22 protein-coding genes are annotated in these 21,728 nt (G+C 67.7%); 11 read left to right on the plus strand and 11 right to left on the minus strand.

Annotation, left to right across the window (positions count from 1 at the left end):
* Nucleotides 1-137: 137 nt before the first annotated feature.
* The 5 genes from xseA (at nt 138) to D6T64_RS17105 (ending at nt 4,406) form a co-directional block, all read left to right on the plus strand.
* The gene (gene xseA, locus D6T64_RS17085) at nt 138-1,340 is read left to right on the plus strand and encodes an exodeoxyribonuclease VII large subunit (protein ID WP_119975893.1); all 1,203 of its coding nucleotides are present in this window, start codon (nt 138-140) and stop codon (nt 1,338-1,340) included.
* 1 nt (nt 1,341) lies between these two features.
* A complete protein-coding gene (locus tag D6T64_RS17090; RefSeq protein ID WP_119975894.1) occupies nt 1,342-1,593 on the plus strand; it encodes an exodeoxyribonuclease VII small subunit in 252 nt (83 codons plus the stop codon).
* Nucleotides 1,590-2,240: a DUF4245 domain-containing protein gene (locus tag D6T64_RS17095; protein WP_119975895.1), complete on the plus strand. Its 651-nt coding sequence runs from the start codon at nt 1,590-1,592 to the stop codon at nt 2,238-2,240. Before D6T64_RS17090 ends, D6T64_RS17095 begins: the two co-directional genes overlap by 4 nt.
* Nucleotides 2,237-2,905, plus strand: coding sequence for a carbonic anhydrase (locus tag D6T64_RS17100; RefSeq protein WP_325049809.1), 669 nt, complete (start codon nt 2,237-2,239; stop codon nt 2,903-2,905). The genes D6T64_RS17095 and D6T64_RS17100 overlap by 4 nt, the downstream gene beginning before the upstream one ends.
* A gap of 88 nt (nt 2,906-2,993) precedes the next feature.
* Complete coding sequence (locus tag D6T64_RS17105) at nt 2,994-4,406, plus strand: class II fumarate hydratase (RefSeq protein WP_377011027.1); 1,413 nt, start codon at nt 2,994-2,996, stop codon at nt 4,404-4,406.
* A 252-nt stretch (nt 4,407-4,658) separates the two neighbouring features.
* On the opposite strand, the gene D6T64_RS17110 is transcribed toward D6T64_RS17105, so the two are convergent.
* From D6T64_RS17110 to D6T64_RS17120, 3 genes are all read right to left on the minus strand, one after another.
* Entirely contained in the window at nt 4,659-6,008 is a 1,350-nt protein-coding gene (locus D6T64_RS17110) for a PhoH family protein (protein ID WP_233551315.1), read from the minus strand.
* A 242-nt stretch (nt 6,009-6,250) separates the two neighbouring features.
* The gene (locus tag D6T64_RS17115; protein ID WP_233551316.1) at nt 6,251-7,426 is read right to left on the minus strand and encodes an aminotransferase class V-fold PLP-dependent enzyme; all 1,176 of its coding nucleotides are present in this window, start codon (nt 7,424-7,426) and stop codon (nt 6,251-6,253) included.
* A 1-nt stretch (nt 7,427) separates the two neighbouring features.
* Nucleotides 7,428-8,213 (minus strand): isoprenyl transferase, encoded by a 786-nt coding sequence (locus D6T64_RS17120; RefSeq protein WP_119975897.1) that lies wholly within the window; start codon nt 8,211-8,213, stop codon nt 7,428-7,430.
* Between the two features lie 91 nt (nt 8,214-8,304).
* Here D6T64_RS17120 and trhA point away from each other — a divergent pair, with 91 nt between their 5' ends.
* Entirely contained in the window at nt 8,305-9,006 is a 702-nt protein-coding gene (gene trhA / locus D6T64_RS17125) for a PAQR family membrane homeostasis protein TrhA (protein WP_119975898.1), read from the plus strand.
* 15 nt (nt 9,007-9,021) lie between these two features.
* Here trhA and D6T64_RS17130 read toward each other — a convergent pair whose 3' ends face one another.
* Nucleotides 9,022-9,300 carry a hypothetical protein gene (locus D6T64_RS17130; RefSeq protein WP_119975899.1) on the minus strand — a complete coding sequence of 93 codons (279 nt, stop codon included), beginning with the start codon at nt 9,298-9,300 and terminating at the stop codon, nt 9,022-9,024.
* On the minus strand, nt 9,297-10,169 hold the full coding sequence (mca, locus tag D6T64_RS17135) for a mycothiol conjugate amidase Mca (RefSeq protein ID WP_233551317.1): 873 nt from the start codon (nt 10,167-10,169) through the stop codon (nt 9,297-9,299). Before mca ends, D6T64_RS17130 begins: the two co-directional genes overlap by 4 nt.
* 103 nt (nt 10,170-10,272) lie before the next feature.
* On the opposite strand from mca, the gene D6T64_RS17140 reads away from it, so the two are divergent.
* Together D6T64_RS17140 and greA are read left to right on the plus strand one after the other, a co-directional pair.
* Nucleotides 10,273-10,725 carry a DUF4307 domain-containing protein gene (locus D6T64_RS17140; RefSeq protein WP_119975900.1) on the plus strand — a complete coding sequence of 151 codons (453 nt, stop codon included), beginning with the start codon at nt 10,273-10,275 and terminating at the stop codon, nt 10,723-10,725.
* A gap of 116 nt (nt 10,726-10,841) precedes the next feature.
* Nucleotides 10,842-11,330 carry a transcription elongation factor GreA gene (greA, locus tag D6T64_RS17145; protein WP_119975901.1) on the plus strand — a complete coding sequence of 163 codons (489 nt, stop codon included), beginning with the start codon at nt 10,842-10,844 and terminating at the stop codon, nt 11,328-11,330.
* 123 nt (nt 11,331-11,453) lie between these two features.
* Here the strand turns inward: greA and ilvA are convergent, their stop codons facing one another.
* Both ilvA and D6T64_RS17155 read right to left on the minus strand, forming a co-directional pair.
* Nucleotides 11,454-12,719, minus strand: a complete 1,266-nt coding sequence (ilvA, locus tag D6T64_RS17150) for a threonine ammonia-lyase (protein ID WP_119975902.1) — start codon at nt 12,717-12,719, stop codon at nt 11,454-11,456.
* 16 nt (nt 12,720-12,735) lie between these two features.
* Nucleotides 12,736-14,022, minus strand: coding sequence for an AI-2E family transporter (locus D6T64_RS17155; RefSeq protein WP_233551318.1), 1,287 nt, complete (start codon nt 14,020-14,022; stop codon nt 12,736-12,738).
* 224 nt (nt 14,023-14,246) lie between these two features.
* On the opposite strand from D6T64_RS17155, the gene D6T64_RS17160 reads away from it, so the two are divergent.
* Nucleotides 14,247-15,473: a winged helix-turn-helix domain-containing protein gene (locus D6T64_RS17160; RefSeq protein WP_119975903.1), complete on the plus strand. Its 1,227-nt coding sequence runs from the start codon at nt 14,247-14,249 to the stop codon at nt 15,471-15,473.
* An 81-nt stretch (nt 15,474-15,554) separates the two neighbouring features.
* Here D6T64_RS17160 and D6T64_RS17165 read toward each other — a convergent pair whose 3' ends face one another.
* The gene (locus D6T64_RS17165; protein ID WP_119975904.1) at nt 15,555-16,439 is read right to left on the minus strand and encodes a M48 family metalloprotease; all 885 of its coding nucleotides are present in this window, start codon (nt 16,437-16,439) and stop codon (nt 15,555-15,557) included.
* Nucleotides 16,440-16,467: 28 nt separating this feature from the next.
* A complete protein-coding gene (locus D6T64_RS17170) occupies nt 16,468-17,034 on the minus strand; it encodes a LemA family protein (RefSeq protein WP_119975905.1) in 567 nt (188 codons plus the stop codon).
* A gap of 233 nt (nt 17,035-17,267) precedes the next feature.
* Between D6T64_RS17170 and D6T64_RS17175 the strand changes: the two genes are divergently transcribed.
* On the plus strand, nt 17,268-18,071 hold the full coding sequence (locus D6T64_RS17175) for an ABC transporter ATP-binding protein (RefSeq protein WP_119975906.1): 804 nt from the start codon (nt 17,268-17,270) through the stop codon (nt 18,069-18,071).
* A complete protein-coding gene (locus D6T64_RS17180) occupies nt 18,068-18,802 on the plus strand; it encodes an ABC transporter permease (RefSeq protein ID WP_119975907.1) in 735 nt (244 codons plus the stop codon). The genes D6T64_RS17175 and D6T64_RS17180 overlap by 4 nt, the downstream gene beginning before the upstream one ends.
* Before the next feature lie 15 nt (nt 18,803-18,817).
* Here the strand turns inward: D6T64_RS17180 and D6T64_RS17185 are convergent, their stop codons facing one another.
* Together D6T64_RS17185 and D6T64_RS17190 are read right to left on the minus strand one after the other, a co-directional pair.
* Nucleotides 18,818-20,335, minus strand: a complete 1,518-nt coding sequence (locus D6T64_RS17185; protein ID WP_233551319.1) for a glycoside hydrolase family 1 protein — start codon at nt 20,333-20,335, stop codon at nt 18,818-18,820.
* A 19-nt stretch (nt 20,336-20,354) separates the two neighbouring features.
* On the minus strand, nt 20,355-21,668 hold the full coding sequence (locus D6T64_RS17190) for a D-arabinono-1,4-lactone oxidase (protein ID WP_119975908.1): 1,314 nt from the start codon (nt 21,666-21,668) through the stop codon (nt 20,355-20,357).
* Nucleotides 21,669-21,728 lie beyond the last annotated feature (60 nt).

Below are 21,728 nucleotides of genomic sequence, written 5' to 3' on the forward strand. Positions count from 1 at the left end.
CCGAGGCCGATGGCTGTCGGGGCGGCAGGCATCGTGGTGGGCGTGGGGCGGGATGATTCTGCACTCAGGGTCACCGATCCAGTCTAGGCGAGCAACGCTGAACGCCCTGTGAGTAGCACGACCCGAGAGGAACCCAGATGACGGATGCACCCGCCACACTCGAAACACCGTGGCCGGTCGCGTTGTTGTCGAACAAGATCCGCGGTTACATCGAACGACTCGGCACCGTCTGGGTTGAAGGAGAGGTCACCCAGTGGGGCGGCAGCGGCGGCAACGTCTACGGCAAGCTCAAAGACTTAGGTGAAGACGCCACCGTCAGCTTCACGATCTGGTCCTCGGTCAAGTCCCGCCTCACCGCTGATTTCAAGCAGGGCGACCGGGTCATCGCCCTCGTCAAACCCAATTGGTGGGTCAAGGGCGGCACCCTCACCATGCAGGTTTTCGACCTGCGGCACGTAGGAATCGGCGACCTGCTCGAACGCCTCGAACGCCTGCGCGCCCAGCTCGCCAGGGAAGGGCTCTTCGATCGGTCCCGCAAGATCGCGCTCCCGTTCCTTCCGGCCTGCATCGGCCTGGTCACCGGCAAGGACTCCGACGCCGAGAAAGACGTGATCCGCAACGCGCAGCTGCGCTGGCCCGCCGTGGAGTTTCGCCTCGCCTACGCTGCGGTGCAGGGTGACCGTGCCGTCGCCGAGGTGACCGCGGGCATCCAGCGCCTCGATGCCGACCCCGAGGTCGACGTCATCATCGTCGCCCGCGGCGGCGGCGACTTTCAAAACCTGCTCGCGTTCAGCGACGAGAGCCTGCTGCGGGCCGCTGCGGCCTGCACCACCCCGCTGGTCAGCGCGATCGGCCACGAGAACGACCGCCCGCTGCTCGACGACGTCGCCGACCTGCGGGCGTCCACGCCGACGGATGCCGCCAAACGCGTCGTCCCCGACGTCACCGACGAACTCAACCGGGTGCAGCAGGCCCGCGCCCGGCTCAGCAACCGCCTCACCGGCGTGCTGTCGACCGAAGTCGACCGACTGACCCAGCTGCGCAGCCGTCCGGTTCTGAGCACCCCGACCTGGATCATCGACTCCCGCTCCGAGGACCTCACGCGTTATGTCGCGCGCGGCAGCGAACTCGTCGAGCGCATCGTGGAGCGCGCGGGCACCGTGGTCGACGACCTTCGCTCCCAGCTGCGGGCGCTGTCCCCCCAGGGCACCCTCGACCGAGGCTACGCGATCGTGCAGCTGCCCGGCGGCGCCGTGCTGCGCACCGCACCGGACGCCCCGGCGGGCACCGAGCTGCGCATCACCGTGGCGGCGGGCGTCGTGCCTGCCGTTTCAAAATAGAATGGATGCCATGACGACTTCCGCCTCCGATTCCTCGAACGCCACCGACCTGAGCACACTCAGCTACGAGCAGGCCCGCGACGAACTCGTGCGCGTGGTCAGCGAGCTGGAGCAGGGATCCAACACCCTCGAGCACTCCCTGGCATTGTGGGAACGCGGCGAAGCCCTCGCCGGACGCTGCGAAGAATGGCTGATCGGAGCGAAGGCCCGCCTCGACGCGGCTCGCGCCCGCCAGCAGGCCGCCGCCGAATGAGCCGTTCCAAGCGCGAGCCCCGCATCGTGGCCGAACTCGGCCGACCCGAAACCCGTGAGGAGACGGCGGAACGCCTCGCCACGGGCTCGCGCAACTATCGGTCGCGCAAGACCCTGAACAACCTCGTGCTCTCACTGCTGGCGACCCTCGGGCTGGTCCTGGTGATCGTGCTGCTCGTGCCGCGCAACGACAACCCGATCTTGCTCGACGTGGACTACCAGGCGACGGCGGCGCAACTGCAGACAGCCGTCGACGAACCGCTGCTCAGTCCCGAGCTGCCCTCTGAGTGGCGGGCCAACGCGGCGGAGTACCGCTCCGGCGGTACCGACGGCGTCTCCGCCTGGTACATCGGGCTGCTGACCCCCGAAAACCAGTTCATCGGCCTCACCCAGGGCTTCGACGCGAACCCCACCTGGCTCTCCCAGCAGGTCGGCGACACCCCCGTCTCCCAGACCCTGATGATCGAGGGCGTGCAGTGGGACGTCTACGTGAACCCCGCCACGAGCGACCAGGGCAACTTCGAGTACGCCCTCGTCACCGCGGCCGGTGACAGCACCTACCTGCTGCTCGGCACCGCCGACCCCGCCGAATTCGCCGAACTCGCCCGGCTCTCGTCCCCCACGATCCTGGCGAACGACGCCTCGTGACCCCCCTCGCATCCGCCGGGCCCACGGGCGCTGACCTGCCCACGCCGGCCGAAGCTTGGCAGGACCTGGTCGACGGCAACCACCGCTTCGTGACCGGTGCGCCCCGGCACCGGGCCGACGTCGACCGCCGCGCCGAACTCACCCACAAGCAGACGCCCCACGCCGCACTCTTCGGGTGCAGCGACTCGCGGCTCGCGGCCGAGATCATCTTCGACCAGGGCCTCGGTGACCTCTTCGTGATTCGGAACGCCGGCCAGATCATCTCCACCTCGGTGCTCGGCTCGCTCGAATACGCCGTGGCGGTGCTGCACGTGCCGCTCATCCTGGTGCTCGGTCACGACGAGTGCGGCGCCGTGCGGGCCGCCATCGACTCCCAGGCCGAGGATGCCACGCCCCTGCCGCCGCACATCGGCCACATCATCTCCAAGATCATCCCGGCCGTGCGCCGGGTCAGCGGCGTGGCGGATGCCGCGTTCGTCGTTCCTGAGACCGTGGATGCGGCATCCGTCGGCCGCGAACACCTGCGAGACACGGTCGCCGAACTGCTCGAGCGGTCGGAGATCATCAGCGACGCCATCGCAGACGGTACATTGGCTATCGTCGGCGCGAATTACCGGCTGGCCCAAGGCCAGGCCGACCCCAACATCGTCGTGGGAGTGATCTAGGCCTTCGGGCTATTCTTCCGCGCTGCAGATAGAGCACGACTTCATTAGGTATGACTTCATACAGCACCGAAAGGGAATGCACACAGTGGTGGACAACTCTGAAAACGCCGGTTACCGGATCGAACACGACACGATGGGAGAGGTGCGGGTTCCGAGTGCCGCCCTCTACGGGGCCCAGACGCAGCGCGCCGTCGAAAACTTCCCGATCTCCGGCTCCACGCTGGAATCCGCACAGATCGCAGCCCTCGCCCGCATCAAGAAGTCCGCGGCCCTCGCCAACGCCCAGCTCGGCGTTCTCGACAACGCGATTGCCCAGGCGATCGCCGCGGCCGCCGACGAGGTCATCACCGGCAAGTACGACTCCGAGTTCCCGATCGACGTCTACCAGACGGGCAGCGGAACCTCCTCGAACATGAACATGAACGAGGTCATCGCGACCCTCGCGACCCGGTCGCTCGGCAGCGCCGTGCACCCCAACGACCACGTCAACGCGAGCCAGTCCTCCAACGACGTGTTCCCCACGTCGGTGCACATCGCCGTCACGAGCGCGCTCATCGACGAGCTCATCCCCTCGCTCGACCACCTCGCCGTCGCCCTCGAGACCAAGGCCGAACTGTGGAAAGAGGCCGTCAAGGCCGGCCGCACCCACCTGATGGACGCAACCCCGGTCACCCTGGGCCAGGAGTTCGGCGGCTACGCCCGCCAGGTGCGCCTCGGCATCGAGCGCATCCGCACCGCGCTCCCCCGCATCTCCGAGGTTCCCCTCGGCGGCACCGCGGTCGGCACCGGCATCAACACGCCCGCCGGTTTCCCGCAGCTCGTCATCGAACTGCTCGTCACCGAGACCGAACTGCCGATCACCGAAGCCCGCGACCACTTCGAGGCGCAGGCCAACCGCGACGGCCTCGTCGACGCATCCGGTGCCCTGCGCACCATCGCCGTGAGCCTCACCAAGATCTGCAACGACCTGCGCTGGATGGGCTCCGGCCCGAACACGGGCTTCGGCGAGATCAACATCCCCGACCTGCAGCCGGGCTCCTCGATCATGCCCGGCAAGGTCAACCCGGTCATCCCCGAGGCCGTGCTCATGGTCTGCTCGCGAGTCATCGGCAACGACGCCACCATCGCCTGGTCGGGCGCCTCGGGCTCGTTCGAGCTCAACGTCGCCATCCCGGTGATGGGCACCGCACTGCTCGAGTCGATCCGCCTGCTCAGCAACGCCACCCGCGTGCTCGCCGACAAGACCGTCGACGGCCTCGTCGCCAACGTCGAGCACGCGCGTGCCCTCGCCGAGAAGTCCCCGTCGATCGTCACGCCCCTCAACCGGGTCATCGGCTACGAAGCCGCCGCCAAGGTCGCCAAGAAGGCCGTCGCCGACGGCCTCACCGTGCGCGAGTCGGTCATCGCCCTCGGCCACGTCGAGCGCGGCGACCTCACGCTCGAGCAGCTGGACAGCGCTCTCGACGTGCTCTCGATGACGCGTCCCCCGCAGAAGAAGTAGCGCGCCGCCAACACGAGCAAACTACGGCTGCGCCCGGACGGCACCGTTTCCGCCCGCGCAACCGCCGCTTGCCCCTCCCCTCCCTGAGGTGGGGGGCACAGCGCCGCGGCTGCGGATTATTCGCGGGGTGTCGAGTTATGAGGAGAAGGGATGGACCCCGGGCGCTTTATCCGGGGTCCATCCCTTCTCCTCATTGTTTGAGCTGAGGAGCGAATGATTCGCCGCCACGGCGACCATCTCACTCCTCAAGAACTACAGAACCTCGTTGCCCTCCAGCATTTCGGTGACGAGCGCCGCAATCGCGCTGCGCTCCGAACGGGTCAGGGTCATGTGCGCAAACAGCGGATGTCCCTTCAGCGTCTCGATGACCGACGCGACCCCGTCGAACCGGCCCACACGCAGGTTGTCGCGCTGCGCCACGTCGTGGGTGAGCACCACCCGCGAGTTCTGCCCGATGCGGCTCAGCACCGTGAGCAGTACGTTGCGTTCGAGCGACTGGGCCTCGTCCACAATGACGAAGGCGTCGTGCAGGGACCGACCGCGGATGTGCGTCAGCGGCAAGACCTCGAGGATTCCCCGCTCCAGCACCTCTTCGAGCACGTTCTCGGAGACCAGCGCGCCGAGGGTGTCGAACACCGCCTGGGCCCAGGGGCCCATCTTCTCGCCCTGGTCGCCCGGCAGAAACCCGAGTTCCTGGCCGCCGACCGCGTAGAGCGGGCGGAAGACCATGATCTTGCGGTACTGCTGGCGCTCGAGCACCGCCTCGAGGCCGGCGCAGAGAGCCAGCGCTGACTTGCCCGTGCCGGCGCGGCCGCCGAGCGAGAGGATGCCGATGCTCGGGTCGAGCAGCAGGTCGATCGCGAGGCGCTGCTCGGCCGAGCGTCCGTGCAGGCCGAAGACGTCGCGGTCGCCGCGTACGAGCTTGAGTTCACCCTTGCCGGTCACCCGGCCGAGGGCCGAACCCCGGTCGGAGTGGATCACGAGGCCCGTGTTGATGGGCATGTCCTGCACGAGGCGGGTGGTGAGCAGCTCTTTGGCGTAGAGATCGCTGACCTGCTCCGCGCTCAGGGTGATCTCGTCCATGCCCGTCCAACCGGAGTCGACGGCGAGCTCGTGCCGGTACTCATCGGCCGCGAGGCCGAGCGAGGCGGCTTTCACCCGCAAGGGCAGGTCCTTGGACACCACGGTGACCAGCATGCCGTCGTTGGCGAGGTTGAGGGCGACCGCGAGGATGCGGGAGTCGTTGTCGTTCAGTTGCAGACCCGACGGCAGGACCGACATGTTCGAGTGGTTGAGTTCGACGCGCAGGGTGCCGCCCTCGCCGACGGGAATCGGAAAGTCGAGGCGTTCGTGTTTCAGCCGCAGTTCATCGAGGTTGCGCAGAGCCTGGCGGGCGAAATACCCGATCTCCGGGTCGTTCCGCTTGGATTCCAGCTCGCTGATGACCACGACCGGCAGCACGACGGCATGCTCGGCGAAACGGAAAATCGCTTTCGGATCAGAGAGCAGTACCGAGGTATCGAGCACGAAGGTGCGCTCTGCTTGTTCAACGGACGAATCCGCTCGGGCTGCGCTCTGGTAGTCAGTTCGGTTAGCGGTCACAACCACTCCCACCCTGCGCCGGCTGGCGCGAATTTTCACTTGGCGAGCCGGCCACTCAGAGCGTCCCAATCAGGGCTTCGAGCCGTACGTAGGTGGCCGTCTCGATCAGATCTCATATCCGATGAGCGCCACGCTACGTCTCACGGCTGGAGAAAGGAAGAGGACACGCCCGTGGCAATGTGTTGTTAACCTGACGTTTCCGGGCCCCGGCCCCCGATTTGGGGGCACCGCCGGAGGGCTTTTCAGTAACTCGCCGCGGTGGAATACGAGGTGAACGCCGCCCGGACCATGTCGACGGTCTCGCCCGGGAGCTCGGCGTGCACGCTGAGTCGCACGGTACCGCCGCGCACCGTCACGGTCACGCCGTGGTTGTGCAGGGAGGCGCTCAGAAGCGTCAGGAGTTCCCGCGGTGGGTCGAGCACCACAATGCCGGCGCGCTCGCGTTCGTCGCGGGAGGAGAGCACCGGTACCGCGTACTCATCGGCGAGGTCGATCAGCTGGCTCACGTTGTCGGCCACGGCCGCGTCGATCTGTGGCACGCCCACCGCATTTATCTCATCGAGGGCGGCCGCGAACCGGGCGTGGGCGATCGCGTCGCCGTTGCTCACCTGGAATGCTCCGGCTCCCGCGGCGGGCCTGGTGATGACGTCCCAGGGGTCACCGCCGTCTTCGCCCGTCTCGGCCCCGGCGAAACCCGAGAACACCGGCACCAGGCGCTCGAGGGCCCGGTCGCTCAGCGCGAGGAATCCGGTGCCCCAGCCCGCGCGCATCCATTTCTGGCCGCCGGTGGCGACCACGTCGGCGACCTCCCAGGGGGCGTCGACGACTCCGAAGCCCTGGATGGCGTCGACGATGAGCAGCCGATCTCCGATCACCTGACGGATGCCGTCCAGATCGACCCGAAACCCGGTGCGGGAATCGACCAGGCAGACCGCCACGGCAGCGACGGATTCGGTGAGCTGGTCCCGGATTAGTCCCGGTGTCACCCGGCCGTGGTCGGAGCTGGCATCGAACCACAGCGGGGTGACGACGTGCAGGGCTTCGGCGGCTCGCGCCGCGGCGAAGGGCAGGCTCGGAAAGTCCGCGGGAGAGAGCAGCACCTCTCCGGTCAGGCCGAATAGGGCGTGCATGAGCCCGGTCGTGGTGTTGGGCTGCAGGGCGATCTGGTCGCCGCGAAACCCGGTGGCGTGGGAGACCGCCGAGATCGCCCGCTCCTGCTGGTGGTCGAGGTCGTCGAGGCTGCCGAAACGGGCCCGGGAGAGCAGGTCGGTCTGGCCGAGAGTCTCCGCGACCACCGTCGCCGAAAGCGGTCCAACCCGGCCAAAGTCGAGGTAACCGGGTTCTTCGAGGAACCCGCTGCGGTAGGTGGCGAGAGCGGCCTGCGCTGCGGCATCCCCTGCCGGTCGTTTTCTGGGCACCCTAACCGCCGTACCGACGCTGGCGCTTCGCGAAGTCGCGCAGCGCACGCAGAAAGTCGACCTGGCGCAGGTCGGGGCCGAGCGCCTCGACGAAGTAGAACTCGCTGTGCGCACTCTGCCACAGCATGAAGTCGCTCAGGCGCTGCTCACCCGACGTGCGGATGACCAGGTCGGGGTCGGGCTGGCCGGTCGTGTACAGGTGCTGGCCGATGAGTTCGGGCGTGAGCGTGGCGGCCAGGTCCTCGAGGGTGCCGCCTTCGAGCAGGTGCATCGCCACGATGCTGCGCATGGCATCGGTGATCTCGGTGCGTCCGCCATAGCCGACGGCGAGGTTGACGTGCAGGCCGCGCTGGGCACTCGTCCGCGCCTCAGCGGCGTCGAGGGAGGCGACCAGAGGATCAGGCAGGCAGGCTTTGGCGCCGACCTGCTGCACCCGCCAGTCGCGGTAGTGGGACAGGTCTTCGGCGAGTTCCGCGATGATCTCGAACAGGTCGGACAGTTCTTCGGACTCGCGGTTGGTGAGGTTATCGGCCGAGAGCAGGTACAGCGTGACCGTCTTGATGCCCAGGTCGTCACACCACTCGAGAAATTCACGCATTTTCGCCGCGCCGGCGCGATGACCGTGCGAGACCGAGTCGAGGCCAAGCTGGCGCGCCCAGCGCCGATTGCCGTCGATGATCATGGCAACGTGCCGGGGAACGTTGTCACGGGTCAGTCCGCGCCGCAAACGGCGCTGGTACAGCCCGTAGAGGATGCCCCGCGCGAGCGGGACCTGCGGTTTCTTCACACAGTCACGCTAGTACACGCGGAGACCGAACCCCGCAGCGAGCGGTGACGGCAGCATGAACGACCGCCCTCCAACGTCGTAGTCTTGCAGCATGTCAACCGAGGATTCCAGCACGCACCTGCCGCTGATCGAAGCGGCCGACGCCCACCCCGAGGAGGTCAAGCCGACCTGGCGCGGCTGGATCCACGCCGGCACCTTCCCGGTCACCATCGTGGCCGGCATCGTGCTGCTCATCGTCGCCGACGGGCCGGCCGCGAAGTGGAGTTCGTTCGTCTTCGTGCTGAGCTCGATGCTGCTGTTCGGCAACTCAGCGCTTTACCACCGCTTCAATTGGAAGCCGCGCACCCGAATCATTCTCAAGCGGATCGACCACGCCAACATTTTTCTGCTCATCGCCGGGTCGTACACGCCGATCACCGTGCTCGCCCTGCCTCCGGAGAAGGCGACGCTGCTGCTCTGGATCGTCTGGGGCGGCGCCGTGCTCGGCATCGCGTTCCGGGTGTTCTGGATCCACGCGCCGCGCTGGCTGTACGTGCCGCTGTATCTGCTGCTGAGTTATGGCGCGCTGATCTTCATCGTCGACTTCTTCGCCGCGAACGCCGTCATGATGACGCTGATCCTGGTCGGCGGGCTGTGTTACACCGTGGGAGCCGTCGTCTACGGCCTCAAGAAGCCCAACCCGGTGCCGGGCGTCTTCGGGTTCCACGAGATCTTCCACACGCTCACGGTCGTCGCGTTCCTCTGCCACTTCACGGCCATTACAATGATCGCCGTGAATCCGCTCTACCCGTAAGGGCCGGTGCCGGAGCTACTCCGGTTTGGTGTCGCCTCGGGTGTCGCCTCGGGTGTCGTCTTTGGCGGCGACTTCGGCCTCGAGGCGTTCCTTGATCTCCGACCGGTAAGTGGTGCGACGAATGCGACGCACCATGTCGAATCCGAGCAGGATCGTGGCCGCGGCCACGAGAAAGATCGCTGCGAAGCCGATCGGGCCGGGCGTGACCGTGTTCGGGTCGAGGTCAGACCCGGGTGAGTTCTGCAGCACGAAGGTCGCTGCGGCGAACACGGGCGCGGTGACCGAGGCGATCATGATTCGTCCTGTGCTTCGTCGGTGATGCCGGCGAAGAGGTCGGATTCGGGCATTTCGGTGTCCACCTTTGAGTCAATGAGCTGAAAGTCTTCGTAGGGCCAGGCCTCGCGTACGAGATCGTTCGGCCAGAAAAAGAAGCTGCTGGTCGGGGCGACCTGGCTGGCATGAGCGCGCAGCGCTGCGTCCCTCGCCTCCAGGAAGTCCCCGATCGGAACGTGGGTGGTCGCCAACTCCGGGCGATCCTTCATCCATTCCCGGGCTTCGCTGAGCGGTTCGAGCAGCGGAGAATCCGGCTCCTTCACACTCAGGGCGAGGTACATCGCATCGATGCGTTCAAGGTTGAAGATGCGGTCGTAGTACAGCTTGGACACCTGCCACGGCGCACCGGTGTGTGGGTACCGGGCCGGGTCGGCCGCTGCCCGATAGGCCTCGAGCGACACCTCGTGGGTACGAATGTGATCGGGGTGCGGGTAACCGCCGTTTTCGTCATAGGTGATGAGCACCTGCGGGCGGAACTCCCGGATGATGCGCACGAGCGGTTCCGCCGAGTATTCCAGCGGGATATCGGCAAAAGAGTTCTTCGGCACCGATTTATCGTCGTTCATGCCCGAGTCCTCGTAACCGAGCCAGCGGTGCTGCACCCCGAGGGCCTGCTGCGCGCGCTTCATCTCCAGGCGGCGGAGGCCAGTCATGTCCCGTTCGGCCATAACATTGCCGTTTAATTCGTCGTTCAGGATGCTGCCACGCTCACCGCCGGTACAGCTCACGATCAGCACCTCGGCCCCGGCGCTCACGTACGACGCGTAGGTCGCGGCCCCCTTGCTCGACTCGTCGTCGGGGTGGGCGTGAACGGCCAGCAGTCGCAACACAACGTACTCCTCAGGAATGCCAGATAAACTTTCCTCAAGCCTAATCCTTGCTGCCTGAGCATCGCGCCGAGGCCCATCGTTCGAACCGGGAGTCCAGTCGCCAGTGCCACCCACACCTACCGCCGACACACCAACAGCCGCGTCCACCGGGCGCCCTTCTGAGGGCACCACGCTCGAATCACGCTACGGGCGAACGCCGCGCGCTCGCACTCGCGACAAGCGCGCTCTGTGGGCCCTCGGCGGCGTTTTCGCCGTCGTGCTCACCGCCTGGATCGTCTGGACGGGCCTGGACGGCGCATCCGTCGTCATTGAAGCCAACGACACCCACCACAGCATCATCGACGACAACAGCGTCAGCGTCACCTTCGAGGTTTCGATGCCCGTCAACAGCGCGTCGACCTGCGCGGTGCAGGCGCTCAACGAAAGCTTCACGGTCATCGGCTGGAAGATCATCGAGCTGCCGCCATCCCCCCAGTACAACCGCTCGTTCACGGAGATTGTGCGCACCACGGAACTTCCGAATACGGGTTTGATTTACGAGTGCTGGCTGTCCTAAACTGTGATATTCGCCCTGACGTTGCGTCGGGGCGTCAACTATATCTGCGGGCCGGGCGCCAACTGGCGCACTTGCGCGGCCATTGACGCGGAGCAGCAGAACGGAGGAGATCTACCGTGAGTACCGACACAACGGTCACCTGGTTGACCCAGCAAGCATATGACCGCCTCGCTGCGGAACTGGATACCCTGAGCAACTTCGGTCGCATCGACATCGCGAAGAAGATCGAGTCCGCCCGCGAAGAAGGCGATCTCAAAGAGAACTCCGGCTATCACGCGGCGAAAGAAGAGCAGGGCAAGATGGAGGCGCGGATCCGCACGCTCACCGTGCTGCTGCGCAATGCCGAGGTCGGCCATGCCCCCGAGAGCAACGGAATCGTCGCTCCCGGCACCGTGATCACCGCGACCATCGCCGGCGACGAAAGCCGTTTTTTGATCGGCAGCCGCGAGATCGGCGGCAACAGCGACCTCGATGTGTTCAGCGAGCAGAGCCCGCTCGGCTCCGCGATCATCGGTCTGAAAGTCGGCGAATCAACCACCTACACCACCCCGAACGGCAAGCAGATCCCGGTTGAGATTCTCAACGTGGAGACCTTCACCGGCTAGTTCTGAACTGTCACGTCGACGGGGCCCGCTCAACTTCGGTTGGGCGGGCCCCGCTTCGTATCCCGCGTTCACTCGCGGCGCGGGCGGGACAGTAGCGGATGCCGCTGGGTGACCCCGCGGGAATCAGTCGAAGTGCGGGTCGTAGCCGGCCGCGCGCAGGGTGTCGACGACGTGCTGGCGGTGGTCGGGACCGCGGGTTTCCACGCTGATGTCGAGCTCGACCTCGCTGATCTGCAGGCCGACACCGTGGCGGGTGTGCAACACCTCGATGACGTTCGCGGTGGCTTCGGCGAGCAACTCCGAGATACGGGCGAGCTGGCCCGGACGGTCGGGCAGCATGATGCGCAGCGTGAGATACCGGCCGGATGCCGCGAGGCCGTGGCTGATCACACGCTGCATCAGCAGCGGGTCGATGTTTCCACCCGAGAGAATCGCGACGGTCGAGCCGCCCGTCGTGCTCGGGGTGATCTTGCCGGCGAGGATCGCCGCGACGGCGACCGCTCCGGCCGGTTCGACGACCTGCTTGGCGCGCTCGAGCAACACGAGCAGGGCGCGGGCGGTGTCGTCCTCGCTGACGGTGACGACCTCGTCCACGCAGGCACGCACGATCTCGAAGTTCAGCAGGCCCGGTTTGGCGACGGCGATACCGTCGGCGATGGTCGGGCCGATGACGATCGCGGTGGCCTCCCCCGCTTCCAGGGAGGGCGGGTAGGCGGCCGCGTTGGCTGCCTGCACGCCGATGATGCGGATGCTGCGGCCGGCGAGCGCTGCGCGCTGCTTGAGCGCGCTCGCGACTCCGGAGATGAGGCCGCCGCCGCCGATCGGCACGATCACCGTGTCGAGGTCCGGAACCTGGTCGAGGATTTCAAGTCCCAGTGTGCCCTGGCCGGCGACGACATCCGCGTGGTCGAACGGCGGAATCAGGATCGCGCCGGTCTCCCGGGCGTATTCGGCCGCGGCGAGCAGCGGTTCGGTGACGGTGTGGCCGCGCAGGATGACGTCGGCGCCGTAGGCCCGGGTGGCCTGCAGCTTGGGCAGCGCGACACCGATCGGCATGAAGATGGTGGCCGTGATGCCGAGCTCACGGGCGGCGAAGGCGACGCCCTGGGCGTGGTTGCCGGCGGAGGCGGCGACGACGCCGTGGGACTTCTCTTCGTCGGTGAGCTTGGAGAGCCGGTTGAAGGCCCCGCGAATCTTGTACGAGCCGGTGCGCTGCAGGTTCTCGCACTTGAGGTGCACGGGCGCACCGAGCAGGTCGGCCAGGTAGCGGGAGCTCTCCATCGGGGTCACCTCGGCGACACGCGACACGATGAGCCGGGCGGCTTCGAATTCGGCAAGGCTCGGTCCGGCCAGGGTCGACACCGTCGTGGGTGAGCTGGTTTCGGTCATGGGTGAGTGGTCTCTGTCATGGGTGTTGCTCTCTATCGGTGGGGGAAATGGTCGCAGTGCCGCGGGAAGCGCGGCTGGCCCGGGTGCTGGTTTTGCCATAGCCGGGGCGGCTCTGCGGAACCGTGCTCCAGAGCGGCGAACTCGCCCGGGTGCCGGCACCGGGCAGGGAAGGCAGCTCACTGCGCCAGGTGCCACCCGAAATGTAGCTCGTCATGACGTTGAGCACGGCCGCGATGGGCACCGCGAACAGGGCGCCCGGGATGCCGGCGAGCAGCGCGCCGGCCGCCACGACGAGCACGACGGCGAGCGGATGCACCTTCACGGCGGTGCCCATGATCAGCGGCTGCAGAACGTGGCCCTCGACCTGTTGCACGAGCAGAACGACGCCGAGCATGGCGAGCGCGATGGGCCATCCGTTGAATATCAGAGCGATGACCACGGCGACGATGCCGGTCGCGACGGCGCCGACGATGGGGATGAAGGAGCCGAGAAAGACCAGGATCGCAATCGGCACGGCCATCGGCACGCCGAGCAGGGCGGCGCCGGCGCCGATGCCGATCGCATCGATGGAGGCGACCAGAATCTGCACCTTGGCGAAGTTGCCGAGCGTGGCCCAGCCGGCCTTGCCGGCGCCATCGACGGCGGCACGGGCGCGGCGCGGGAAGAAGCGCACGATCCAGCCCCAGATGCTCTTGCCGTCGATCAGGATGAACAGCAGGCTGAACAGGGCGAGCAGAACGCCCGCGGCGAGGTGGCCGATGGACGACCCGACCGACAGCGCGCCGCTGATGAAGACCTGGCTGTCGTTTTGAATGACCGTCCAGAGCTGGTCGAGATAGTTGTTGATCTCGGATTCGCTCAGCTGCAGCGGCCCGACGAGCAGGAATTCCTTGAAGCCGGCATAGGAGGTGGCGAGTCGCTCGCTGAGACCGACCGAACCGTCGGCGATCTGTGTTGCGGCGAGCGTGATCAGCCCGGCGACGAGCAGCAGAGTGCCCACCATGGAGACGGCGACGGCGATTCCCTTGGGCCAGTGGTGGCGAACGAGGAACGCGACGAACGGCACCAGCAGAGCGGAGACCAGCACGGCCACGAGCAGCGGGATGACGATCAGGCGCAGCTGAATGACGACGAAGCCGAAGACGGCTATCGCGGCCGCGATCACGAGCAGGCGCCACGACCAGGCGGCGGCCAGACGGATGCCCGGAGGCAGGTTTTCGTCGACACCGTTCGGCACGGGCGGCTCGGGAACGGACGGGAGCGGAACCTGCGGGAGACGGGCACTCGGGTCGGCGAGGGTCACGGCCCGACCCGGGGAATCCGGTCGCCCGCGGAGCCGCACGCGCCAGCGTCTGCCTGCCCTACCCGTGGATTCGCTCACCCCGCCAGTCTAGGACTGACCAAGCCGAGCGCGCCCCGTGTGGCACGGCGCCACACCGACCTCCCGGCAAACGAACACCGGCCTCCCTGCGAATGAGCACCGACGTGCCCGCGAACGAGGGGTGCCGACCGGATACAGTCAGTCAGATGGTCCAGTCCGTCGTTCCGACTCAGCCGCGTTCCCCCGCGCAGTCGGTGTCGCCCGCCCTCGCCCGCCGGATTGCCCTCGCGGCGCAGGGTTTCGGCCGGTCGGGGGTGGCGACCCCGGGCATCCGTCAGCTGGATGCCCTCGTGAACCGGCTCGAACTGCTGCAGATCGACTCGGTCAACGTGTTCGAGCGCAGTCACTATATGCCCGCGTTCAGTCGGCTCGGCAGCTACGACAAGGCACAGCTCGACCGGCTCAGCACCGGCCGGGAAGCCCGTTTCACCGAGTACTGGGCGCACGAGGCCTCGCTCGTGCCGCTGGACACCTGGCCGCTGTTCCACTGGCGGATGCAGCAGTTTCGTGACCGGTCGACGGACAGCCCGGATGCCTGGTCGAACGCCAACCGCCCCATGCTCGACTGGCTGCTCGCCGAGCTGGCCGAGAAGGGGCCGCTGCGGGCGAGCGAGATCGAACACGACGCCAACAAGCGCAGCGGCCCGTGGTGGGGCTGGTCCGACGTGAAGACCGGCCTCGAGGTGCTGTTTCGCTGGGGGGATGTGGTGAGCGCCGGACGCATCCGTTTTGAACGGGTGTATGCGCTGCCGCAGCAGGTGTTCTCGGCGGAGCTGCGCGGGCGGGACATTGGGAGCGTCGATGCGCACCGGCAGCTGGTGAGCCGCTCGGCGCGGGCACACGGCATCGGCACTGCTGCGGACTTCGCGGACTATTTTCGCCTGAAGACCGCGCCCGCGCTGGCGGCGATCCGGGATCTCGAAGACGCCGGTGAGCTGCTGCCGGTGACGGTGCCCGGCTGGGGTGCGCCGGCCTGGCTGCACCGGGACGCCCGCCTGCCCCGCCGCATCGACGCCGCCGCGGTGCTGTCGCCGTTCGACCCGGTCGTCTGGGCGCGGGCGCGCGCCCTGCGCATCTTCGACTTTCACTACCGCATCGAGATCTACACCCCCGAGCCGAAGCGGGTGTTCGGCTACTACGTGCTGCCGGTGCTGCTCGGTGACCGCATCGTGGGACGGGTCGACCTCAAGAACGACCGGCAGAACGGGGTGCTGCGGGTGCAGGCGGCTTGGCACGAAGCGGATGTCCCCGCCGACACGGCCGGTCGTCTCGCCGCCGTACTGCGCGAGACCGCCGCCTGGCAAGGTCTCGGGGAGATCGTGGTGGCACCGCGCGGCACCCTCGCGGGCGCCCTTGCCGCAGAGCTGCGCTAACCCCTCTCGCGAGTGAGCAATTTATGCACTTCCCGGGCTCGGGAAGTGCATAAATTGCTCACTCACGGAATCGAGCGGGGGTTAGAACGTGCTGCCCATGGCCTGCAGGCGCTCGATGCGGTCTTCGAGCGGCGGGTGGGTGGCGAAGAGCTTGGCCATCGCCCCCTTCTTGAGCGGGTCGGCGATCCACAGGTGGGCCATCGAGGTGTTCTGCTTCTGCATCGGCCGGCCGTATGCCCCCAGCTTCGCGAGGGCGCTGGCGAGGGCATCCGGATGCCGCGTGGTGAGCGCACCGGTCGCATCCGCGAGGTATTCACGCTGCCGGGATACCGCGAGCTGAACCACCGTCGCAATGATCGGGGCGACGACCATCGCGACGATGCCGAACACCATCACGACCGGGTTGCCGTTGTTGTTGTTGCGGCCGAAGAAAGCCATGCGCAGGAACATGTCCGAGATGAAGCCGATCGCGACGACGAGTCCGAAGACGACCATCGACACGCGGATGTCGTAGTTGCGCACGTGGCCCATCTCGTGGGCCATGACGCCCTCGAGTTCGGCGTCATCCATGATGTCGAGCAGCCCGGTCGTCGCGGCGACGATCGCGTGCTGCGGGTCCCGGCCGGTGGCGAACGCGTTCGGCGCCGGATCGTTGATGATGTAGACCTCGGGCATCGGGTTGCCGGTCGTGATCGCGAGGTTCTCGACCGTGCGCCAGAGGCGCGGGTGGTCGGCCTTGCTCGTGAGCTTGATGCCGCCGCTCATCGCGATCGCCTGTCGGCCGGCCGCGAAGTACTGGATGAGTACGTAAAGGCCGGCGATCACGACGACAGCGATGAAAATGCCGTAGCTGTTCTGCGGACCGTAGACGTAGTTCGCCAGCCAGCCGAGGCCGGCAATGATCACGAAGAAGAAGATCATGATGAAGACGGTGTTGCGCTTGTTTTTTGCTATCGCGCTGTACATCGGGTGTCTTTCTTAGCAGTGGACGCGATTAGAACTGCACGCGGGGCGGCTCCGCGATCGCGGCGGAGTCGGCGACCTCGAAGAAGTCGCGCTCTTTAAAACCGAGGTTGACGGCGAAGAGGTGGTTCGGGAACACCTTGATCTTGGTATTCATCTCGCGCACGCCACCGTTGTAGAAGCGGCGGGCGGCCTGGATCTTGTCTTCGGTGTCGACGAGCTCGCCCTGCAGCTGCAGGTAGTTCTGGCTGGCCTGCAATTGCGGGTAGGCCTCGGCGACGGCGAAGATGCTCTTCAGCGCGGTCTGCATGTGGTTTTCGGCGACGGATGCGTCGGCCGGGCCCTGGGCGCCGAGGGTCTCGGCTCGGGCACGGGTCACGCTTTCAAAGACGCCTTTTTCGTGAGCCGCGTAGCCCTTGACCGTTTCGATCAGGTTGGGCAGCAGGTCGGCCCGACGCTTGAGCATCACCGTGATGTCGCTCCACGCCTCGTCGACACGCACGTTGAGTGTGACGAGGGAGTTGTAGGTCGCCCACAGGTAGATGCCGATGATGGCGACCAAGGCTACGACGATCAGAACCGGGATGAGCCATTCCATGGCAGCGTCTCCTTGCAAGATTAGGCACGTTACAGGTGTCACGGTGTTGACGAATTGCGTCCGACCCGCCTGGTGTTCGGGCGGGTGGCGTGCGGTGCTTCGTTCATACTAACCAAGCAGTCTGGGCCTCTCATCCGCTTCTCATCACACTCCTAGGTACTTTCGAGCCGTCGTTCGCAACTCGTTGTCTACCCGGCTTGACGTGGGCCCGGATTCTGAGAAGAGTTCGGGGTATGGAGCACACCGAGTACCCCGCGGTCACGATCACCGATTTGCACGTTCGCCGGGGAAAACATCCGGTGCTTCAGGGGTTGACCGTCTCCGTCGCGCGGGGCGCTGTCGTCGGCCTGCTCGGCCCGAGCGGATGCGGCAAAACCACCCTGCTGCGCTCGATCGTCGGCGTGCAGGTGGTGCAGCGCGGCGTGGTCACTGTGCTCGGCGAACCGGCGGGTACCGCCGGCCTGCGCAGCCGGGTGGGCTACGTCACCCAGACCGCCAGCGTCTACGACGACCTGACCGTGCGGCAGAACCTGCAGTACTTCGCGGCCGTGCTCGGCGCCCCGCGTCAGGATGTGGATCGGGTGATCGAGGCGACCGACCTCGGCGGGCAGTCCGGCCAGCTCGTCGCGTCGCTCTCGGGCGGCCAGCGCAGCCGTGTCTCGCTCGCCGGGGCGCTGCTCGGCTCACCCGAGCTGCTCGTGCTCGACGAGCCGACCGTCGGACTCGACCCGGTGCTGCGCGTGGAGCTGTGGGAGCTGTTCCACCGGCTGGCCGCCACCGGCACGAGCCTGCTGGTGTCCAGCCATGTCATGGACGAAGCCGCCCGGTGTGATCGACTGCTGCTGATGCGCGGCGGGGAGATCCTCGCCGACGACACTCCCGCGGGGCTGCTGGCCGCCACCGGAACCGCCGACACGGAGTCGGCGTTCCTCGCGCTGATCGGGCAGCATCCGTCGCCGGACCAGCATCCGTCGCCGGACGCACCGGCCCGGCCACGCCGAGCGCGGCACGCGTCGACCGACGGGAACCGTTCATGAACCCGCGCCGCACCCTCGCGACCGCCGGCCGGGTGCTGTCCCAGGTACGCCACGACCCCCGCACGATCGGGCTGCTGCTCGTGGTGCCGAGCGTGCTGATCGGGCTGATGGCGTGGATGTTCTCCGACACCCCGGTGTTCGACACCATTGGCCCGGCGCTGATCGCGCTGTTCCCGTTCATCGTGATGTTCCTCGTGACGAGCATCACGACCCTGCGCGAGCGTCGCACCGGCACCCTCGAACGCCTGCTGTCGATGCCGCTCGGCCGGGGCGACCTGATTCTCGGCTATACGCTCGCCTTCGGGCTGCTCGCCGTGGTGCAGTCCGCCGTGGCCGTGGCCTTCGCGGTGTGGGTGTGCGGCCTCGAGATCGCCGGCTCGATCTGGCTGCTGCTGGCCGTCGCGGTAGCGGATGCCGTGCTCGGCACGACCCTCGGCCTGCTCGCGAGCGCCTTCGCGCGCACCGAGTTTCAGGTCGTGCAGTTCATGCCCCTGCTGGTGTTCCCCCAGATTTTGCTCGGCGGGCTCTTCCTGCCGCGCGACCAGCTGCCCAACGTGCTGCGCGTGATCAGCGACTGGCTTCCGCTCTCGCACGCGATCGATGCGCTGCAGGCCGTGGCGGCGGCCTCCGAGGACTCCGCCTACGTCGTTGGCGAACTGCTGATCATCGGCGCGTGGATCGTGGGCGCGGTGATACTCGGCTCCGTCACCCTGCGCCGCCGCACGCCCTGACCCGGCGGCGCGGCGCTAGCGGTTCGCGAGCACGTCCTGCAGCCAGCGATAGGAGCTCTTCGGGGTGCGGGTGCCGACCCGCGGGGAATCGGCGAAGGCGACGTGCACGAGGCCGTAGCGCGCGGTGTAGCCGGCCTCCCACTCGAAGCCGTCGAGGATCGAGCGCACCAGAAAGCCCTGCAGGTCGAGTCCTTCGGCGGCCCCTCCGGGCCGCACCGCGGCGAGTGCCGCCACGAGGTGCTCGGCCAGGTAGTCGATCCGCAGCGGGTCGTGCACGGCGCCGCGGGCATCCGCTGCCTCGCCCGTGCTCGCGCCGACGGTGACCCACACCGGCGGCAGGGCGGCGCCGTAGCGCTGTTGCAGCTGCTCAAGGGCGACGCCGAGGAATTCCGGGGCGACGGATGCCCCGTCGCCGGTCACCCGGAACTCGCGCAGCTTCTCGGCGTGGAAGGGCAGCCGTGCCCGGGCGGCGGCGCCCGGAATGACCGGCGCGGCCGGGGCATCCGGGTCAACCGCGTGCACGGCCGAACGCGGCTGACCGGCCTTGATGCGGGTGGGCTGCACGTAGGACACGCCGTAGAAGTCCAGCGGCTGGTGGATCGTGCGGAGGTCGGCGGGGTCGGCCTCGAGCAGGGTGCGCAGTTCGACGGCGAACGGTTCGAGCGGGTCGGGGTAGCGGCCGAGCAGCACCGGGTCGGCGAAAACCCGGTTGTAGAGCAGGTCGACGAGGTCGGCGTAAGAGCGGTCCTCGTCGCGGTCGGTCGCGGACAGCACCGGCGAGTAGGCGTTGACCAGGCCGATGCCGCCGCGCACGTCGGCGGCGCGCAGGCCCTGCACGGCGAGGCCGTGCGCGAGCAGCTGGTGGTGGGCCGCGGGCAGCGCGTCGAAGAGCAATGCCCGGCCGGGGGCGTGCACGCCGATTCCGTAGCCGCCGACGGTGACCGTGGCGGGTTCGTGCAGCGTCACCCAGGAGTCGATGCGGTCGCCGAGCGCCGCCCCCACCTCGTGGGCGTAGTCGCCGAACCGGCCAGCGGTGTCGCGGTTCATCCAGCCGCCGCGCAGGGTGGCGGGCAGGTCCCAGTGCGAGAGCGTGGCCCGGGGGCGGATGCCGGCGGCCAGCAGCTCGTCGAGCAGGCGATCGTAGAACGCCAGGCCGGCGGCGTTCAGGGCGCCGCGGGCATCCGCTTGCAGGCGGGGCCAGGCCAGCGAGAACGCGTAGGTGTCCACGCCCAGGTCGCGCAGCAGCTTGGCATCTTCGACGTAACGGTTGACGTGGTCGCTGGCGACGGACGCGTTGGAGCCTCCCCGGATTCGCCCGGCCGCGGCGGTGCCGCCCTGGCTGGTGAAGACGTCCCAGACCGACTCGCCGCGACCACCGTCGCGGGCAGCCCCCTCGATCTGGAAGGCCGAGGACGACACCCCCACCGAGAAGCCGTCGGGCAGCAGGCCGCCGAGTTCGGCGGCCCGGTGCGGCCAGTCGCGTGCGGCGGGGGTCGTCATCGGGTCGTCACGGTGCGGGAGTTCAGAGAGCAAGGTTTCGTGGTGCGGGGGTTCATCGTCCGAGGACTCTTTCCAGATAGGGGTTGCTGAAGCGTCGCTCCGGGTCGAGCCTGTCACGAACGCGCAGGAAATCGTCGAAGTGCGGGTACATCGGGCGCAGCGAGTCGGCCGTTTGCTCGTGGAGCTTGGCCCAGTGCGGCCGCCCGTCGTGGGCGAGCATGATCGCCTCGACGTCACGAAAGAACGGAGCCGGGTCCTCCCGCCAGTACCGGTGCACGGCGATGTAACCGGTGTCCCGACCGTAGGCGCCCGACAGCCAGGCGTCGTCGGCGGCCGCGGAACGCACCTCGACGGGGAAAGACAGCATCCAGCGGCTGCGCTCGATGAGTCGGCGCAGCTCACGCATCGCCGCCGGAACGGCCGCGCGCGGCAGGGCATATTCCATTTCGCGAAAGCGTACACGGCGCGGCGACACGAATATGCGGTGCGAGGCATCCGTGTACTCGTGGCGACCGATGATGCGCTCGGCGAGCCGATTGATGCCGGGAACCACAGCCGGCACCACGGATCCCAGGGCGCAGGTCGCCCGGTAGACGTCATTGGCGACGAACCCGTCGTCGAACCAACGCGCCAGCCGTTTATGGTCGCTGCGTTCCGCCCCGGGTGGAAGCCGGGTGTTGGTCTTGGTCAACGCCGCCTGCGTGTGCGGAAACCAGTAGAACTCGAAGTGGTCGGCCCGTTCGGTGCGTTCGAGGTAGCTTCCGAGCACATCGTCGAGCGGTTCGGAGCCCTCCACGGCGTGCAGGAGGAACGCGGACACACACTGCACGGTGAGGTCGACGATCACGCCGAGGGCGCCCAGCCCGATACGCGCCGCCGGGAGCAGGTCGGAATTCTCGGTCGTGCTCACGTGCAGCAGGGAGCCGTCGCCGGTCACCAGGGTGAGCGCCACGACGCGGGTCGAGAGCCCGCCGAAGCTGCCGCCGGTGCCGTGGGTGCCGGTCGAGGTGGACCCGGCGACCGTTTGGCGATCGATGTCACCGAGGTTCTGCAGGGCCAGGCCCCACGGCTTCAGCAGCGCCGGAATGCGGTGCAGCGGCGTACCCGCGGCGAAAGTGGCCTGCTGCGTGTGGGGGTCAACGCCGAGCAGCCCGCCGAGGTCGTGCAGGTCGAGCAGGACCCCGGGGGCCACCGCCACGCCGGAGAAGCTGTGTCCGGATCCGACCGCTTTGATGAGCAGGCCCGCTCGGCTGGCGGCGATCACCGCGCGCTGAACGGCGGCGGGCGTCGTCGGTCGCTCGACACGCACCGGCCGCACGGCTTCGGTGCGGGCCCAATTGCGCCAGATGCTGCCGCTGGTGGTCATCGGCCCGCCTTTCCCTCGGCCGCACGGGCTGCGTGGTCGGTCGCGTCGACCGGACCTCGC

This window comes from Cryobacterium melibiosiphilum (genome assembly GCF_003602235.1).
GTDB lineage: Bacteria > Actinomycetota > Actinomycetes > Actinomycetales > Microbacteriaceae > Cryobacterium > Cryobacterium melibiosiphilum.

Coding starts and splice junctions, on each gene's coding strand:
- ilvA (WP_119975902.1), bottom strand. CDS start 12,719: ATGACCGAAACCAGCTCACCCACGACGGTGTCGACCCTGGCCGGACCG.
- trhA (WP_119975898.1), top strand. CDS start 8,305: ATGTCAACCGAGGATTCCAGCACGCACCTGCCGCTGATCGAAGCGGCC.
- D6T64_RS17175 (WP_119975906.1), top strand. CDS start 17,268: ATGGAGCACACCGAGTACCCCGCGGTCACGATCACCGATTTGCACGTT.
- D6T64_RS17180 (WP_119975907.1), top strand. CDS start 18,068: ATGAACCCGCGCCGCACCCTCGCGACCGCCGGCCGGGTGCTGTCCCAG.
- xseA (WP_119975893.1), top strand. CDS start 138: ATGACGGATGCACCCGCCACACTCGAAACACCGTGGCCGGTCGCGTTG.
- D6T64_RS17090 (WP_119975894.1), top strand. CDS start 1,342: ATGGATGCCATGACGACTTCCGCCTCCGATTCCTCGAACGCCACCGAC.
- D6T64_RS17165 (WP_119975904.1), bottom strand. CDS start 16,439: ATGTACAGCGCGATAGCAAAAAACAAGCGCAACACCGTCTTCATCATG.
- D6T64_RS17095 (WP_119975895.1), top strand. CDS start 1,590: ATGAGCCGTTCCAAGCGCGAGCCCCGCATCGTGGCCGAACTCGGCCGA.
- D6T64_RS17170 (WP_119975905.1), bottom strand. CDS start 17,034: ATGGAATGGCTCATCCCGGTTCTGATCGTCGTAGCCTTGGTCGCCATC.
- D6T64_RS17190 (WP_119975908.1), bottom strand. CDS start 21,668: ATGACCACCAGCGGCAGCATCTGGCGCAATTGGGCCCGCACCGAAGCC.
- D6T64_RS17130 (WP_119975899.1), bottom strand. CDS start 9,300: ATGATCGCCTCGGTCACCGCGCCCGTGTTCGCCGCAGCGACCTTCGTG.
- D6T64_RS17160 (WP_119975903.1), top strand. CDS start 14,247: ATGGTCCAGTCCGTCGTTCCGACTCAGCCGCGTTCCCCCGCGCAGTCG.